Origin of the sequence: Bifidobacterium sp. MSK.17.10, from assembly GCF_019129655.1 — a bacterium.
In the GTDB taxonomy this organism is placed as follows: Bacteria; Actinomycetota; Actinomycetes; order Actinomycetales; family Bifidobacteriaceae; genus Bifidobacterium; species Bifidobacterium adolescentis.
Window position 1 is genome coordinate 46,449 of record NZ_JAHOJD010000012.1, and the last position, 16,989, is coordinate 63,437.

General features: G+C 59.4%; 11 protein-coding genes. 3 read left to right on the forward strand and 8 right to left on the reverse strand.

Annotated features, from left to right (window positions below):
- Nucleotides 1-39: 39 nt before the first annotated feature.
- Nucleotides 40-630: a GtrA family protein gene (locus KSX58_RS09565; RefSeq protein WP_085380566.1), complete on the reverse strand. Its 591-nt coding sequence runs from the start codon at nt 628-630 to the stop codon at nt 40-42.
- Nucleotides 623-3,058: a glycoside hydrolase family 3 C-terminal domain-containing protein gene (locus KSX58_RS09570; RefSeq protein ID WP_003806556.1), complete on the reverse strand. Its 2,436-nt coding sequence runs from the start codon at nt 3,056-3,058 to the stop codon at nt 623-625. The genes KSX58_RS09565 and KSX58_RS09570 overlap by 8 nt, the downstream gene beginning before the upstream one ends.
- 726 nt (nt 3,059-3,784) lie before the next feature.
- Between KSX58_RS09570 and KSX58_RS09575 the strand changes: the two genes are divergently transcribed.
- Nucleotides 3,785-6,310, forward strand: coding sequence for a TIM-barrel domain-containing protein (locus KSX58_RS09575; protein WP_215662190.1), 2,526 nt, complete (start codon nt 3,785-3,787; stop codon nt 6,308-6,310).
- Between the two features lie 300 nt (nt 6,311-6,610).
- Here KSX58_RS09575 and KSX58_RS09580 read toward each other — a convergent pair whose 3' ends face one another.
- Nucleotides 6,611-7,312, reverse strand: coding sequence for a phosphatase PAP2 family protein (locus tag KSX58_RS09580; RefSeq protein WP_117320310.1), 702 nt, complete (start codon nt 7,310-7,312; stop codon nt 6,611-6,613).
- A gap of 213 nt (nt 7,313-7,525) precedes the next feature.
- Here KSX58_RS09580 and KSX58_RS09585 point away from each other — a divergent pair, with 213 nt between their 5' ends.
- The gene (locus KSX58_RS09585; protein WP_237976491.1) at nt 7,526-7,963 is read left to right on the forward strand and encodes a GNAT family N-acetyltransferase; all 438 of its coding nucleotides are present in this window, start codon (nt 7,526-7,528) and stop codon (nt 7,961-7,963) included.
- Nucleotides 7,964-9,279: 1,316 nt separating this feature from the next.
- Entirely contained in the window at nt 9,280-10,254 is a 975-nt protein-coding gene (locus KSX58_RS09590; RefSeq protein WP_223895872.1) for a GIY-YIG nuclease family protein, read from the forward strand.
- A gap of 824 nt (nt 10,255-11,078) precedes the next feature.
- On the opposite strand, the gene KSX58_RS09595 is transcribed toward KSX58_RS09590, so the two are convergent.
- The 5 genes from KSX58_RS09595 to KSX58_RS09615 form a co-directional block, all read right to left on the reverse strand.
- Nucleotides 11,079-12,254, reverse strand: a complete 1,176-nt coding sequence (locus KSX58_RS09595) for a glycoside hydrolase family 1 protein (protein WP_033500375.1) — start codon at nt 12,252-12,254, stop codon at nt 11,079-11,081.
- Between the two features lie 11 nt (nt 12,255-12,265).
- Complete coding sequence (locus tag KSX58_RS09600; protein ID WP_033500376.1) at nt 12,266-13,144, reverse strand: carbohydrate ABC transporter permease; 879 nt, start codon at nt 13,142-13,144, stop codon at nt 12,266-12,268.
- A gap of 1 nt (nt 13,145) precedes the next feature.
- A complete protein-coding gene (locus tag KSX58_RS09605; RefSeq protein ID WP_033500377.1) occupies nt 13,146-14,063 on the reverse strand; it encodes a carbohydrate ABC transporter permease in 918 nt (305 codons plus the stop codon).
- 4 nt (nt 14,064-14,067) lie between these two features.
- Nucleotides 14,068-15,366 carry an extracellular solute-binding protein gene (locus KSX58_RS09610; protein WP_033500378.1) on the reverse strand — a complete coding sequence of 433 codons (1,299 nt, stop codon included), beginning with the start codon at nt 15,364-15,366 and terminating at the stop codon, nt 14,068-14,070.
- A gap of 106 nt (nt 15,367-15,472) precedes the next feature.
- The gene (locus KSX58_RS09615; protein ID WP_055309318.1) at nt 15,473-16,582 is read right to left on the reverse strand and encodes a LacI family DNA-binding transcriptional regulator; all 1,110 of its coding nucleotides are present in this window, start codon (nt 16,580-16,582) and stop codon (nt 15,473-15,475) included.
- Between the last annotated feature and the right edge of the window lie 407 nt (nt 16,583-16,989).

The following is a 16,989-nucleotide window of genomic DNA, read 5'->3' on the forward strand; positions in this document are numbered from 1 at the left end:
AAATCCGGGCGGGCAGGAAGAAAGGAATTCAGAATAGGGCTACTTGGCGGCCTCCTCGCTCTTGGCCGTCTCCTTGGACCCGCTCTTCGGCATGACCCAGAACTTGAGCAGCGGATAGCTGACGATCACGGCAAGCAAGGTGTTGACCACGGATGCGATCGTGCCTGCGATGCCGGCGTTCATGCCCCATCCCTGGCACAGACCGGTCACGTAGCCCGGCAGCACAAGGTTCACCACCACGATGATCACGGCGAGGATCACATACTTCCAAGCGGCGTCCTTGAAGCTGGAGTCGGACTTGAACACCCACTTCATCTGCACGAAGAAGTTCACCACCTGCGCAAGCACCTCGGCCAGCAGGAAGGTGAGGAATCCGCCCAGGCCGTTGCCCTTGGTGTCATAGTTGAAGATCAGGAAGTGGAACGGCTGCGTGAGCCCCAAGCCGGAGATGAAGATGGCGGTACCGATCCACGTCACCACGAAGCGGGTGATGGTGGAGATGTTCGACAGCACGTTGAACAGGATGAACTCCCAGATGTTCGGATGATCCTTGATCCACTGGCGGATCGGGCCGACCTTCTTCTCGCCGGCACCGGTTTCAGCCGGCTTCGCAGCATTGTTGTCAGTCATGGTTCAGCTCCTTTGCAGTGTGCTTGTTTGCGGATTGGTTGCGGAAGAAGCCGGCGATCACGCCGCCCAATCCGCGGAAGGTATGGCCGTTCGCGATCTTCACGATGGCGTCGACCATCGCCGAATCGACCATGCCCTGGGTCATCTTGCTCATGGCGCGAGGCGGCATATTCAGAATGAACAGGGTGTTCAGATCCGGCGAACCGGTCTTCTGGCGAATCTTCGCTTCGCGCTTGGTCAGCGTCCTGGCAACAGTGCGCGCCGCGAATCCCTTGGAATCCACCCACGACATGATCGGATCGTTGACACCGAACGTCGTCGGCTTGCCGGGGGCAAGCACCTCATGGCCGAACAGCACGGCCATTTCGGCGTCGGTCACATCCTTGACCCGGCCGGTCAGATAGTGGCCGAGCGCGGGATCGGCGGCGCAATCGGCGGTCGTGCAATCGCCGGCCACGGTGTGAGGAATCGCAAGCGGCAAATGCTCCGCATTGTCGCCGACCAGCAGCGTCCATTCGCCGCTTTCCGTCTTCCATGCATTGGCGGCAACATCGAAATGGCGGAACGTGTAGCGGTCGAAATCGATGTGCACGCTCTTGCTTTCATGCGCTGCCAGCTCGACCTTGATGAAGCCCTTCAGCTCGCGGTCGGGATGGAGCACGCCGCCCTGCGGCGCGCGCACATACAACTGGGCCACGGTGGAGCCGGCGACATCGGAATCATTGGTGACGACGAAATCCACACCGGTCGCGGTGGCGGTGATCGCGCTGTACGTGAACGTGGAGTAGCTCAGACCGTAGCCGAACGGGAAACGTACGGGCACGCCCACGGTCTCGTAATAGCGGTAGCCGACGAACGGGCCCTCGCGGTAGATCGCGTCACGTCCGATGGCCGGATACCAGCCGGAGCTTGGGCAATCCTCGTATTGCATCGGCCAGGTTTCGGCCAAATGTCCGGATGGGTTGACTTCGCCGGTCAGCGCGCGCACGGTGGCGGACGCGCCGGCCTGGCCGGACAATCCTACGTACAACATGGCCGCAACATCGTTGAACCACGGCAATTCCACCGGGGAACCGGCGACGAGCACGATCACCACCGGTTTGCCGGTCTTCGCCAACGCCGTTACGAGATCGTTCTGCGCCTGCGGAATCGCCATGGTGGAGCGGTCGAGGCCTTCGGATTCGCTGCGTTCGTCGAGGCCAACGACGGCCAACACCACATCCACGGCGTCCTTCTTGGCGAGCGCGACGGCGTCGTTCAGCAGCACCTCATCCGGCTTGCCTTGGCGGTCGTAACCCTGCTCGTAGCCGGCCAATACCAATCCTTCGGCGTTCTTGACCTCGTCGAGGATGTTCTCCTCCTTGGTGGCGTTCACCTTGGATGAGCCGGAACCCTGATAGCGTGCGGTCGCGGCCATATCTCCGATGACGGCCACGCGAGTGCCCGGCTTGAGCGGCAGCGTGGCGGCGTCGTTCTTCAGCAGCACGCTGGAATGTTCCGCGACCGTTCTGGCGATATCGTGGTGCGCCTTCGCGATGTCGTCCGACAGCAGATCGTCGCGGCCGACGCCGACGAGCTTGGTCGCCGCCGCGATTTTGGCGACTTCCGCGGCACGCTTGTTGATGTCCGCCTCGGCGAGCGTGCCCGCTTTGACCGCGCCTTCCAGCTCGCGCACGGAGGTGAAACCTGGCGACGGCATTTCCAGCGAGCCGCCGGCTTTGACGGCTGCGACTGCGGAGTTGGAGCCGCCCCAATCGGAGACGACCATGCCGTCGAAGCCCCATTCGTCGCGCAGGATCTCCTGCAGCAGATGCTTGTTTTCGTGGGCGTAGACGCCGTTGACCTCGTTGTAGGAGGTCATGATGCTCATCGGCTTGGCCTCGCGCACGGCGATTTCAAAACCGGTCAGATACAATTCGCGCATGGTACGTTCGTCCACCACGGAGTTGCTGGCCTGGCGGCGCAGCTCCTGACTGTTGACCGCGAAATGCTTCGGGCATGCGGAGACGCCGTTGCTCTGGATGCCGCGAATGAGGCCGGCGGCCATACGGCCGGCGACGATCGGATCTTCCGAATAGTACTCGAAGTTGCGTCCGCACAGCGGGTTGCGTTTGATGTTCATGCCCGGGCCAAGCAGCACGTTCACGTCGAGATCGTGAGCTTCCTTGCCGAGCGCCTCGCCCATCTCTTCGGCGAGCGCCGGATCCCAGGTGTTGGCCACGGTGCAGGCGGTCGGGAAGCAGGTGGCCGGCTTGGATGCGCCGATGCCGAGGTGGTCGCCTTCGCCAAGCTGCCTGCGCACGCCGTGTGGACCGTCGCTCATGACGAAGCCGGGAATGTCGGCGCGATCGTTGCCGCGCGAATCCCATTCGGATCCGCCGGACAGCATCGCCGCCTTTTCAACGATCGAAAGATCTTCAAGTTCCATGGGTTCTCCCTCGCACTAGGTGTTGCCAAAACCCGCTTTGCCGAGCCTGCCCTGTCCGCTCTGCCCGGCTGCGCTGTTTTCTTGCGATTTCCCGCTGCCGTACCGCGCTGCATCGCACCGTGCCGCACGCGGGATTTCGCTGCTAGTTTGATTGAACCAGCTTTTGCGATGCCGTCACCGCCGTATTACACAACCTGTCGTTTTGCTCGCACAATCGGCATATGGGCGCGGTGAAGAGGGTATGCGGTGGCGCAGAACGCGCATAAAATCGCATCGTTCCATTTTGCAATCGCTGGCAAGCGTTTCGATATGGGCATATCGTTGCAATTTCAAGCGACTCGCCGATATTGATACCTTTTTGCGCAAGCGCTATCATACTTAACGAAAGTAAGTTTTGCTAACTTTTCTTCAATGCGGAACATGCTTTGATCACTCAACGCGGAGAGCGATGTTTCGCAGCGCACAGAAAGGATAATGAGATGCGCGACCAGCAAAGCAGCGACACGAGCATCGCCCTGGACGCCAATACGGACGTCCAGCATCGTCACGATGACCCACAACTACAATCTCGTGTTCCCCACCGCCATCGTCATCGCACTGTGCGCTGGCGCGTCGGTCTTGACCATCAAGCGCATCAAGTAATTCAAACGGGACCGTGCCGTCGCATATGATGGCACGGTTCCAATCCAGTTATCCCGATTTTTTCCACACTCAAAGGAGCCCCACATGGTAGACAGCACACTGTTCTCGCTGGCCACGCTCAACGCCCATCCGGCAATGAATCCGGATTCGGTGATCCAGGGCGATCATTGGCGCATCGGCCTCATCACGGACGCGCTCGTCCGTTTCGAATGGTCCGACAGCGGCCGTTTCGTGGATGACGCCACGCAGATGGCGATGGTCCGTGATTTCGGCGAAAAGCCTGAATTCACCGTCGCCGAACGTAATGGCTGGCTGGAGATCGACACCCCGTCGCTGCATATCTCCTACAACCAGCGCAAGTTCTCTCCGGAAGGCCTGTACGCAACCGTCAAGCACGTCAACGCCATCGAAAACACTTGGCATTACGGCGACGTGCAGCGCAGGAACCTCGGCGGCACCTACCGTACGCTCGACGAGGCGAACGGCCGCATCCCCGTCGATCCGGGCGTCAACAGCACCGACGGTTGGGCGATCATCGACGATTCCAAGTCGAACGTGATCCGCGAAACCGCCGAAGTGAACGGCAACCACAACGATTTCGGCACGTGGGTGACCCCGAAGGAAGAGCCGACCACCGACCTGTACCTGTTCGGCTACGGCCACCGCTACCGTGAGGCCGTGCACGCCCTGTACCGCCTGACCGGCCCGACCCCGCTGCTGCCGCGCTTCGTGCTGGGCAACTGGTGGAGCCGCTACCACCGCTATACCGAAACCGAATACCGTCAGCTCGTCGAACGTTTCGAAAAGGAAGGCATCCCGTTCACCACGGCCGTCATCGATATGGACTGGCACCTGGTTGACGACGTCGACCCGAAGTACGGCTCCGGCTGGACCGGCTACACGTGGAACAAGGACTTCTTCCCGGATCCGAAGCGCTTCCTCAACTGGCTGCACGAGCATGGCATGAAGGCCACGCTCAACGTCCACCCGAGGGACGGCGTGCGCGCGTTCGAAGAGCTGTATCCGCAGGTCGCCAAGGCCATGAACATCGATCCGGAAAGCGGCGAGGCCGTGCAGTTCGACCTGACCGATCCAAAGTTCATGGAGGTCTACTTCGACCAGCTCCACCACCCGATGGAGGAAGATGGCGTCGACTTCTGGTGGATTGACTGGCAGCAGGGCGGCCTGACGCGGCAGCCGGGCCTCGACCCGCTGTGGGGCCTGAACCACCTGCATTACCTCGATTCCGCCCGCAACGACGGCAGCGACTACAGCGAACGCAACCCGCGCCCGCTCACCTTCTCGCGTTACGCCGGCCCGGGCTCGCACCGCTACCCGATCGGCTTCTCCGGCGACACCGTCGTGACGTGGGAGTCGCTGAAGTTCCAGCCGGAATTCACCGCCTGCGCTTCCAACATCGGCTACGGCTGGTGGAGCCACGACATCGGCGGCCACATGTTCGGCTACCGTGACGAGGAGCTGGAGGTCCGCTGGTACCAGCTGGGCGCGTTCAGCCCGATCAACCGTCTGCATTCCACCGATTCGCCGTTCAACGGCAAGGAGCCGTGGAACTTCCACGGCGATGCGGAACGTGCGATGACGTCCGCGCTGCGCCTGCGCCATGCGATGATTCCGTACCTGTACACGATGAACCGTCGCGCCGCATTCGACAACGAGCCGCTCGTGCAGCCGCTGTACTGGGACTATCCGGAAATCGAAGCCGCATACAAGCTCACCGACGAATTCCGTTTCGGCACCGAGCTGCTGGTCGCGCCGATCGTCGATCCAGCCGAGCGTTCCGTGCAGCGTGCGAAGGCCGACGTGTGGCTGCCGCAGGGCGAATGGTTCGATTTCTTCGACGGTCGCCATTACACGTCTCGTCCGGCCGAAGGCCGCCGTCTGGAGGCTTGGCGCGATCTCGACCGCATGCCGGTGTTCGCCAAGCCCGGCGCGATCGTGCCGCTGCAGATGCCCGCCGAGGGTGAGGCGCTCAACTCCGTGGCCAACCCGCGCGCACTGCAGGTAGTGGTGTTCCCGGGTGCCGAAAACAGCTTCACGCTGTGGGAGGATGACGGTGCCGCACAGAGCAAGGATCGTTGGGCATCCACCGAAATGGCGCTGCGTTTTGAGGGCGATTCCGCACAGTTCTCGATCGCCCCTGCGGAAGGCGCGACGGACGTCATTCCAGCTTCCCGCGATTGGACGGTCACGTTCCGTGGCATCGCTCCGGAAGCGATGCGCGCCGTTCGTGCGACCGTCGACGGCTCTGCCGCCGCTCCGGAAGTCGCGTACGATGCGGAGACGCTGAGCCTGACCGTCACGCTGCGTGACGTGCCGACGAGCGCCGCAATCGCCATCGATTTCGCCGACGGTCTTGCCGTTGCGGACGATCCGGTTGAAGCCGACGCGTTCGCCGTGCTGAAGGATGCGCAGATGCTGTACATGACCAAGGAGCACGCATACCGCGCGATCCGCGAGCTGGGCAAGGATGCGCTGCCGGCACTGAGCACGCTGGAGGATCTGCACGGCGTTGGCGCGCAGACCAAGCACCAGTCCCACATGCCGCAGCCGGTCATCCAGGCCCTGGCCGAAGTGCTGACCCGTAACTGACCTCATCGCAATAATTCAAAATAAAACGCGTGCGCGTCCGGATGGTTTCCGCCCGGACGCACACGCGTTTTGTTTTATGTACGAAATTAGTATGACTCGACATTCCGCACGCAGGTTTTCGCCGCTAGTTTGATTGAACCAGCTTTTGTCACACCACCACTGCCGTATTACACAACCTGTCGTTTTGCACGCAAAATCGGATATCCCCAAACTGATTTCAGAATCAAAGGAACTCACATGGCAGATAGCACTCTGTTTGGAATTGGCATCTGGTCGACGACGTCGACCCAGCGTACGATTTTACCGCTCCCCCGCGCTTTCGCATGCGTTCCATACACACCACACGGCGTAGGAAATGAGTGGGCATATGGTGGCGGAAATAATCACGTCGGTCGGATAGTGCAAGCCGAGCAGTAGTCGCGAACAGGCAACCGCCACGACAAGCGCGACAGCGCCAATGATCGCCCTGCGGAGGAATACCCGTCTTCGGTTTGCACGCCCGTCATCTTCTCCGTCGGGGAAGCATTTGCGCGCGAAATTACGTACGGTAAGAATCATCATGACCGATACGATCACCGCGGCCGCCGTGTGGCCACTCGGAAAACTTGGATCGCCAGGCAACAGACCACTGCCGGCGGACGTGACCGGACGGGGACGTTCGACCAGCCATTTGACGCCGGTCACGTACAGTATTGGCGCCGCCGACACGACGACATCGCGGATGACGACGCGCCTGCTGCCGGTAATACGCAAATCGACAGCGGCAAGCGCGGCGACGATTGCGATGCAGCCTACCGTTGAAAATAGGTACGCAAGTACCGTGGAGCAGTCGCGCAACCCTTCTGGCAGCGTCGCTAAAGTCTGCAAAATATTGGTTTCACGCGTTGTTGCGATTGCCGAATTGCGCAGTGCGACGCCAATCATAGGCACAATGCCGCACAATATGGCGGTTGCGATTACCACAGCCGCCGCTCTCGCGATCCTTCTGTTCTTCATATGCATAATTCCAGTTAAGCATAGTTCACCGTGCCGTTGCCATGTGTTCACATCCGGTGTATCCCCGAAAAACGACGGATTGTCCTTCAAGGCACTTCCACGGCTTCCCCGACACGCACGCCACGAACGGCCGTGCAACGCAAATATGGCATACCCGCACAGAAAATACCGGAACGATGCGAGAATCGAAGTTGGCGTTCAAAAAGAAAGGCAAGAAATATGACCGAACCGACAGCACTGACCATACGCCATATGAAAATCGAGGATTATCCGCTGGTATACGGGTTGTGGACGCGATGCACCGGTTTCACCATGAGGGACATCGACGATTCCGAGGATGCGATAAAAACGTTCCTCAAACGCAATCCCGACACCTGTTTCGTAGCCGAAGACGATGGCGGAAGGATTATTGGAGCGATTCTTGCCGGTCACGATAGCAGACGGTCGCGCATCTACCACACGGCGGTCGATCCCGACGCGCGCGGTATGGGCATTGGCTCGCTTTTGGTGGGCCGAGTGGTTGAAGCGCTTCGTGCGATCGGCCTGCCGAAAGTCGCCGTCGGTGTGCCCGCAGACAACGATGCCGGCAACGATTTCTGGGAGCATCAGGGGTTTGCGGTCCGTGACGATTTGGTCTATCGGGAACTACCTCTCTAATACAAGCCGTCCGACAACGAACCGTCCAATACGCTCGCACTTTGTCTCTATAAGCCCGGTTCCGCACTTGCAGCCCGCAACAAATATGTTCTGTATATCAAACGTGTTCAAAGACCATGCAATGGAATATCAGACGGAGGAAGACCCGTTCGGAGCGCTTAAGAGAGACGAGCTGCTGTGACGAATTGCGATACGGCGATGTGGCCATGGCTGACCTTGTCATCGTTTTCTCTGAAACATCCGGCATCCTCATCTCACACTTTTATGAGCGAGTTTTTGCCCTTCCGTAACATTTCATGAGGGAGAGCCACCCTTCCATGGCCACCTGCGCACCCTATGCACCCCTTAAAAACGGCGCCATTCCGCCATGAAATCACCCCCTTCATCCAAGCATGGCATTGCGCACCCCGTCAAAACATGGCCGTCATCCCTGGTTTCCCGATTTCCGCACTTTTCCGGATACCGAGCGGCACTGTTCCGACCGCGCGACTGCATCAAACGCCGATTCCGACGATTCTACAGATTAACGGTAAAACGTCGCGCGGCGACCCGGCCGGCTTGCGGAATGGAGGTCAGGCTTATTCCGCGGCGCCCTTCAACAGCATCGCGCCAATGCCCTCACCTTGGTGACGCAGGTCTATGGCGAGCCTGCCGTCCCCATCCATGGTCACAATGGTCCGCACGGCCGATCCTTCGCCAAACGCCGGCGACATATGAACATATTTTTAGGAAACGACTGTTCAGCGCTTGCCATCCGCTTCATTCAGATACCGATATACAGTGGATTGCCCAACGCCCATCATCACCGCAATTTGACCGACCGTACCATTACCCGTCAAAGGCATGGAGTTTCGGAACGTTGATTACGGGACGGGTTTTGAGACACTTTCCGCCGGAGTGTCGGAGACAACTCCCCAGTCCGGTTTACGCTCCGAAAACGTCCGTTTTCGAAATGGTCCAAGACGCATTCCGATGGTCCTAGTCGGATTCACCAAGTGTTGCATGTTGCATTCGGTACAACATTTAAGAATTCACAGGACCACACTCATCCAACAACGAACCGATTTCGCGACATGGCGACATGACAACAGATAACGCCCAGACACCGCGCGACCGGTCTCATTCCCATCACCCGGCCACGTCAAACCGTCGTCGTTCCACGAAGACAGCCGGACCCGCAACCCTTCGTCGGACTCCACGTCCACCTGGCAAGGAGCCAGCCGGTTCCATAATCCTCATCATCAAGACGCTAGACTGTCTTACAAACCGGAAAATCATACCGTCCGGCGGCAATCGGGAATGGAAAGGCGATGGCAATGACGCGCATCGAAGACGGAATCCAGGATACGGAACCGATCCGGTTCCTCGAACTATTGGGACTCGACGAAGAGGACCTAGCCGGCTATAGCATTCGTCTGAATGGCAGCAACCCGGAATGGGGCAAATGGAGTGATCTTCCCGACGCCTACTATTTCTCCTATGATGACCTGATGAAGTGGATTTTCACGAAGAAATGGCCAGATAAGGATAAGGCAACAGCGCAGATTCACACACGTAAAGTCCTCCAGTTCATTCAGCTCAAGCCAGAGAATCCCCACCCCACACAATGGCTGTTCGTCGGAGCCTACGACGTCCTCGACGAGTACACGGAGAACGACGGCAAGATTCTATACCGTTACAATGAGATCCCGGAATACGCCTCGCTAAAGGCCAGGGCGGTAGTGTACTACAAAAGAGATCCGGGTTACACGGGAGTCGTCTTTAACCTGTCCAACAATGAAGAACGACGCCGGGATTTTCTCAAGACGATGACCCTTGAGAAAATCGCTCAATCCCCCGTATCCGCGTTACCGTTCTCTGGATACGAGAACGTTCGGTTGACGCACCGGCAGCTCGTGGCGGCCGTGAACAACGAGGAATGGCGGGCGGCCCTCGGCAGCGTCCAGGCGGTCTATCTGCAGACCGATAGACGAACGGGATGGCATTACGTGGGGTCCGCCTACTCACGGAAAGGAGCCTCGCACGGTCTGCTGTCGCGTTGGAAGGAATACGCGTCCGGAGACCACTCCGGGGGAAACAAGCAGCTCAGAAACCTCGGCGCCGGATACATCGAGAAGAACTTCCAGTACTCGATCCTGGAGATCTTCGACATGAACAAGTCACCCAAAGAGATCATCGACCGCGAACACTGGTGGATGGACACCCTCGGATCCGTCCGTAGAAACAACGACGAAGTACCCCACGGATACAATTCCGTCGCCGAACGAGAGAACTCCGACCAACACGAATGATCCTGTGGGTAGCTCCTACCGGCTGAGGCTCGCGGTGCCGGCCGTGACCTCGCCGAGGGTGGGAAGCGGCACGCTCGCCGAAATAGGCGACCGTGTTCTTCGAATCGTCATGTTCGAGGTCCTTCCCGCACCACGGCCCGTATTTATCGCCCGCGGCGCATCCAAGGGATTCCTGTCTAAATTCCGACATATCCGAAATGATTACGGACTGTCAATCTGAAAAAGCAAAGCCCATCCCCTGGTCGAGAAACCTTCGAACGAATACGGATATCCGTTTCCAAGACGCGCAAGGACACGTTCCGCCGGACATCATTTCGGTTCGCTAAGCGTTTTATGTAACGCTGGTGCAAACACTTAAGAATTCGGCCGCCATCCGCGTGGAGATGCATTCCATCCTCCGTCCGGCTTGGAATACGCATCAAGTCATTCCATTGTGGCTAGACATCCAGCGAATCGGGTCAGACCGAGTTCGCGCAGGCGTCCAGCACGCCCCTCCCCGCCGGCCCGCCATAACCCGGCTATTTTCTCGAGTTGAAACGCACTTGGCCGACAGGGCCACTCGGGAAAGGCAAGGAATGACGAAACCGGCGTCGATACAGCAACGTATCAGGAGACGCTTGACACGTTAAGGGAGATGCGACCTTACGGGAACAGCAGTGCTGCGTTTTCGGCGTATGCCAGCCGCGAGCATCGGCCGCCGGACGGACATGTTCTTCCAGATCGAGGGCTATACCCGTTTTCTATTGAATCCGCCAAATCAAACGAAAGGGCGCACGTTTCAAAACGTGCGCCCTTTCATGTAATGGATGGAGAGGAAACGGCTTCTATCTGGCCATGACCCCCGTTCTCGCGATTGATCCCAGCCAGTCCAGGGATGGCTTCGGATGGCGTTCGAAGGTGTCCCTGTCCCAGGAGGCCAGGCCGAACGTCGGGGTGAACGAGCCCCATTCGTAGTTGTCGAGCAGGGACCAGTGGAGGTATCCCCTCACGTCGATGCCGTCGTCCATCGCGTCGTGCATGCCGGCTATGGCGCCGAAGGTGTAGTCGATTCTCCGGCGGTCATCGGCAGTGGCGATGCCATTTTCGGTGACGATTATCGGCGTGCGTTTGGCGACGTTCCAAGTATGGCGGATGGCGATGCCCAGCGCCGGCGGGAAGTACTCCCAGCCGGTGAGGGTGCGTTCCGCGTCCTCGGGGATCGGTACGGGGCCATCCTTGCCGATGAAGGTCCTCAGATAGGCCTGCACCCCAATGAAGTCATCCCCGGCCGCGGCCTCGGTGAAGTAGTCCTCGCGCGGGTACTGGTATTCCTCCATCTCCCGTTCGCATCCGGGCATGGCGTGGAACGCCTGGCAGGCGATGGTCCACCCGGACTTGATACGCGGGTTCTCGGACAGTATTTCCCTGGCTTTCCTGTGCGCTTTGACGAGCGTGGCGGAGATGTCCGGATCGGGCGCGGGCAGCGAGGCGGCCACGAAGTCGCTGCCTTCGGTTCCGCCACGGGTCAGCGCGACCATGTTCGGCTCGTTAATGGTGCAGACCCAGGTGACGTCGTGGAGGATCGGCATCACGTACCGCACGTACCGGGCGAAGTAGTCGACGGCATCGGCGTTGAGCCATCCGCCCTTGGTGGCGAGCCACAGCGGCAGTGTCATGTGGTTCAGCGTGACCATGGGCTCGACGCCGTTCTCGTGGCACGCGTCGATCATTTGGCGGTAGTGCAGCAGCTGCGCTTTGGAGAAGCAGCCCTCCGCGGGCTCGATGCGGGCCCATTCGATGGAGAAGCGGTACATGCCCAATCCGGCGTCGGCGAGCATTCTGATGTCCTCGCCGTAGCGGTGGTAGCTGTCGGCCGCGTCTCCCGACGGTTCGCTGAGATCCGTGCGTTCGGCATGCTCCCTGGCCCACCAGTCGCTCGCGACGTTGTTCCCTTCGATCTGGTGCGCGGCCGTGGACGCGCCCCAGATGAATTCCGGCGGGAATTCGTATTGTTCTTTCATGACATGTCTTTCTATTTGATGCCCGTTCCGGCGACGCCCTGGATGAAGTAGCGCTGCAGGAATACGAACAGGAGGAGGATCGGGGTGACCACCAGTACCGCTCCGGCGAGCAGGACGCTGTAGTTCGTGGCGTTCTGGCCGGTGGAGTAGAGGGACAGTGCCACGGGCAGCGTGTACTTCTCCTCGGTCTGGGCCGCGACCAACGGCCACAGGAAGTTGTTCCAGGAGGACAGGAACGTGAGGATGGACAGCGTCGCCAGCGGCGGCCCGCACTGGGGCAGGACGATCTGGAAGAATATGCGCAGCTCACCGGCGCCGTCGACCCTCGCGGCCTCCATCAGCGCGTCGGGGATTCCGGAGATGAACTGTCTCATCAGGAAGACTCCGATGGGCTGGCACAGGAACGGCAGGATGAGCGCCGCGTAGGAGTTCGCGAGTCCCATGTTCGAGATGATCACGAACAGGGGGACGAACGTGGCCACGCTCGGAACCATGAGCGTCACCATGACGGCGCCGAACAAGATGTTCTTGCCGGCGAAGTCCATCTTCGCCAGGGCGTATCCGACCATGGAGCAGAGCACCATGTTCCCGAGGACGGTGATCACGGCGACGACCATGCTGTTGGTGAAGTAGGTGCCGAAGTTCAGTTCCCCGAACCATTTCGCGAAGTTTGCGAGCGAGGCGTGCTCGGGCAGGAGCTTCGGCGGTTTGGCGAGGATCTCCCTCTGGGTCTTCAACGAGCCCAGCGCCATCCACAGGAACGGGAAGATCCAGAAGACTCCGATCACCGCGAGGACGCAGTAGGAGAGTCCACGCCCCTTGACGAATCGGCGCCAGAGCGACTGCTTGTTGCTTTGCGGCCTCGAGGCCGCGACTGTCGTGGCTGTCATCTCAATCCTCCTTGAGAATGCGGAACTGGAGCACGCTGACCAGCGCGATGATGATGAACAGCACCCAGCTGGCTGCGGAAGCGATTCCGTACTGTCCGAAACCGAACTTCTGGTACACGTAGTACGCGGCGGAGAGTGTCGAGTCGAGCGGCCCTCCCTGGGTCATCACGAAGGATTCCTCGAAGAACTGCAGGTAGGCGACGGAAAGGAGCACGGCTCCCAGCAGCAGCGTGGGCTTGAGCAGCGGAAGCGTGATGCTGCGGAAGGTGCGCCATTTGCCCGCGCCGTCGATGGCCGCGGCCTCCTTCAGCTCCTCAGGGATGGCCTGCAGGCCGGCGAGGAAGATGATCATCAGCGTTCCCATGTTGCGCCAGATGGTCATGACCATCAGCGCGGGCAGTGCGTAGCGGGTGTCGTGCAGCCAGTCCGGTCCGGCAATGCCGAAGACGGCCAAGAGCGAGTTGAGCAGGCCGTCCTTCTGGAGGATGTACCTCCACACGACGGAGACTGCGACCACACTGGCGACAACCGGCGCGTAGAACACGGCCCTGAAGAACGCGTTGAGGTGCTTGGATCCCTTGTTGAGGGCCACCGCGAATGCGAGGGCGATCGCCATGGTGATCGGCAGGCCGACAAGCACGAAGATTCCGGTGACGCCCAACGCGTGCAGGAAACGGTGGTCGTGGAACAGGGTGATGTACTGGTCCAGTCCGACGAAGTTGACGTTGAACGGGGTGCGAAGGTCCTTGGAGGTGATGTCGGTGAAGGACATCGCCATCGAGGACAGGAGGGGAATCAGCATGAATACGCAGAACACGACTGCGAAAGGCAAGGCAAATCCCCATGCGAGAATCGTACGGCGGCGGCGGAGGACGTTGCCCGAGCCCTCCGTCTTCGTCTTTCTTGTCCCGAGGCTCATGGGATCAGTTTCCCGTTCCGATGGAGTCGGCTTCGGACTGCAGGTTCTTCAAGCCCTCGTCAACGGAGACCTGTCCCTTGTTTATCTGCTCGAGGATGCGGTCAGCAGCGGAGGACACCTGGGCCCAGGTGGACAGCGCCGGCGGAGCCATGGTGTTCTTCAGCTGGTCGCCGAATGCCGAAAGCTTGTCGTTGCCGGAGAGCGCGTCCTCATCCCATGCCTTCTGAGAGGCGGGCAGGTCGGAGGACTTCTTGTACCATTCGACCTGCACCTCGGGCTTGCTTGCCCACTGGATGAACTTCCATGCGGACTGCTTGTTCTTGGAGTCCTTGAACGTCACGAGGTTGCTGCCGCCGACGAAGGACGTGGCAGGACCCGAGGATTCGTTCATCGACGGCAGAATCACGGTGGCGTACTTGGATTCGAAGCCATCGCCGCCCAATTCGTTGATCTGGCTGACGGCGGTCGGCCCCTGCAGCATCATCGGAGTGTCACCGGACACGAAGTTCGCTATGTCGGCACCGGAGCTTACGTCGGCGTTGACGTTCGCGACGCCGTCCTTGTAGAGACTGGTGGTAAAGTTCAGTCCCTTCTTTATGCCAGTATCTTCGAAAGTCCATTTCGTCTGTTCCTTGTTAGTCAAGGACGCCCCGGCCGAGTAGGAGAACGGCAAAGTTCCGAGGAACGCGTCAGTGCCAGATGGGTTGAGGTTCATGCCGTATTTGACCCCATCGACCTTCTGCATGTCCTTAGCCATCTGCTTAAGCTCATTCCAAGTCTTCGGAGCTTTGTTCCAACCAGCCATCTCGGCGATGTCGGTACGGTAGTACAGCACTCTGGTGTCGATGTACCAAGGCACGCCGAGCTGTTTCCCGTCGACCTGGCCAGTAGCCCTAGACCCGTCGGAGAAGTCGGACATGTCGAGGTTGTCAGGCACGGTGGAGAACGAGTTGGAGAAATCGGCCATCCAGGTGGTGCCCATCTGCGCAAGGTCGGGACCGTTGCCCGCGGCGATGGCGGTCTGGAGTTTGTCGTGCGCTGAGGACCATGGGATCGCGGTGACCTTGACCTTGACGTCGGGGTTCTCCTTTTCGAATCCCTTGACGAAATCACCCAGCAGGTCGCCCTCGTTGCCCATGGCCCAGATGGTCAGGTCGCCGGTGGCCTTGCTTGAATCGATGGTCTTGACCGCATCGGAATCGGAATCCGCGTTGTTCGCGGACCGTCCGCACGCGGACATACCGGCAATCATCGCCACACTGGCCATGCCGGCCACGACCGCTTTGAAAAATGGCTTCCTCATTGAAATCTCCTTTGATTCATATCAATCTAACCGCTTAGATTGATATTACAATTTAAGCGCTTAGATTTAAGGAAGTCAAGGCGACACGCCCATATGATTTATGCGCTTAGATTTTTTGATTGCATCCGCAGCTGCCGCGCACAATGAGGCGAACCGGGAATACTCGTCTTTCAGCCTTCTCCCAAGGCTCCCCGTTCCTGGAAAGCAGCATGCGAGCCGCCTCGCGCCCCATGTCCTCCATGGGCTGGCGGACGGTCGTCAGCTGCGGTTCCATCAGCCGTCCGGCGAGGATTCCGTCGAATCCGGTGACGATGACGTCGTCGGGAACCCGGACACCGGCCTCCTCGAGGAGTCTGATCACGCCGAAGGCGGTCTGGTCCGTGCCGCAGACCAAGGCCTGCGGCAGTCTGCCGGATCCTATCGCCTCGCACAAACCCACCATGTATTCATCGGACGTGGCGAAAGAGTCATCCAACAGCGCGTCGCTGGAATCGAGACCACGTTCCTCGAGGCATTTCCGGAAGGCGACGTAGCGGGCGACGACGTCGTCCGAATCGAAGCCGCCGACGAACGCCATCTCGTCGACATGATGGACGTCTACAAGATGGTCGACGATCTGCCTCATGCCCGATGCGTTATCGCATTGCAGGTACGCGGCCGGCAGTTTTTCATCGCCCACACCCACCATTACAAGCGGGATGGTCTTCGCCAACATGGAAAGAGGAAGCGCATCGTTATATCCGCTTGGCATCAGCGACAGTCCATCAACGCGGCCGGCGATATCCGTTACCGATCTGTGATCATCCCTTTCCGAGGCGGCTCCCATAAGTATTCCCTTGCCGCTCTTCCAGCATTCGAGTTCGAAACCACGAAGCACCTCATCAACGTATAACGGATATACAAGAACGTTGGGTTCGTCACCGTCCAGAGGCTCGTCGATGGATCTGGGGGAAACATCAGGCCAATCATCCTCAAGGTTGCTTCCCTGAGGTCTTTCCAGCAGCATATCGAACGCGTACATGCCCAACGTGCCCGTCCTGCCTTTGGCAAGGCTACGTGCGTTGCCGCTGGGAACGTAGCCAAGCTCCTCGGCGACCCTGAGGACCTTGGCCTTGGTATCATCCTTCACTTTGTCGGGATGCCTGAAGGCGAAGGAGACCGTCGCGGTAGACACACCCGCCTTCTCTGCAACGTCATACACCGTAACTCTTGCCATAAGACCAGTCTAAGCGCTTTGATGCATGGGACACACACGAGGTCCCAAAACCATAGTTTTTCCGGTCTTCTAACAGGAATCCGCGGCGCCGAAGAGAAAAAACCAGGAGTGGAAAGGATTTCCATGCCCCTGCGGGAGACCTGGGAATCAGATGGAAATCAAGGATGGAAAGACGGGGTCCCCGGAAGCCAAGCCCCACGGGAGTCCCGGAAGGAAGAAGGAAATACGGGAAATAAAAAAGCCCTTCCGGGAACCCGCATGGGGTCAGCCGGAAGAACCGGGAGGAGGAACAAAAGATTCGGGGATAAAAAATGGGGTTCCCGGAGCGTAAGCTCGACGGGAACCCCCAACGTGTGAAGCGGCGGCGTGCTACTCTCCCACACCCTCTCGAGTGCAGTACCATCGCC

Excerpts from the sequence above, each read along its gene's own strand:
- KSX58_RS09565 (WP_085380566.1), bottom strand. The coding sequence starts at position 630 with ATGACTGACAACAATGCTGCGAAGCCGGCTGAAACCGGTGCCGGCGAG.
- KSX58_RS09570 (WP_003806556.1), bottom strand. The coding sequence starts at position 3,058 with ATGGAACTTGAAGATCTTTCGATCGTTGAAAAGGCGGCGATGCTGTCC.
- KSX58_RS09575 (WP_215662190.1), top strand. The coding sequence starts at position 3,785 with ATGGTAGACAGCACACTGTTCTCGCTGGCCACGCTCAACGCCCATCCG.
- KSX58_RS09580 (WP_117320310.1), bottom strand. The coding sequence starts at position 7,312 with ATGCATATGAAGAACAGAAGGATCGCGAGAGCGGCGGCTGTGGTAATC.
- KSX58_RS09585 (WP_237976491.1), top strand. The coding sequence starts at position 7,526 with ATGACCGAACCGACAGCACTGACCATACGCCATATGAAAATCGAGGAT.
- KSX58_RS09590 (WP_223895872.1), top strand. The coding sequence starts at position 9,280 with ATGACGCGCATCGAAGACGGAATCCAGGATACGGAACCGATCCGGTTC.
- KSX58_RS09595 (WP_033500375.1), bottom strand. The coding sequence starts at position 12,254 with ATGAAAGAACAATACGAATTCCCGCCGGAATTCATCTGGGGCGCGTCC.
- KSX58_RS09600 (WP_033500376.1), bottom strand. The coding sequence starts at position 13,144 with ATGACAGCCACGACAGTCGCGGCCTCGAGGCCGCAAAGCAACAAGCAG.
- KSX58_RS09605 (WP_033500377.1), bottom strand. The coding sequence starts at position 14,063 with ATGAGCCTCGGGACAAGAAAGACGAAGACGGAGGGCTCGGGCAACGTC.
- KSX58_RS09610 (WP_033500378.1), bottom strand. The coding sequence starts at position 15,366 with ATGAGGAAGCCATTTTTCAAAGCGGTCGTGGCCGGCATGGCCAGTGTG.
- KSX58_RS09615 (WP_055309318.1), bottom strand. The coding sequence starts at position 16,582 with ATGGCAAGAGTTACGGTGTATGACGTTGCAGAGAAGGCGGGTGTGTCT.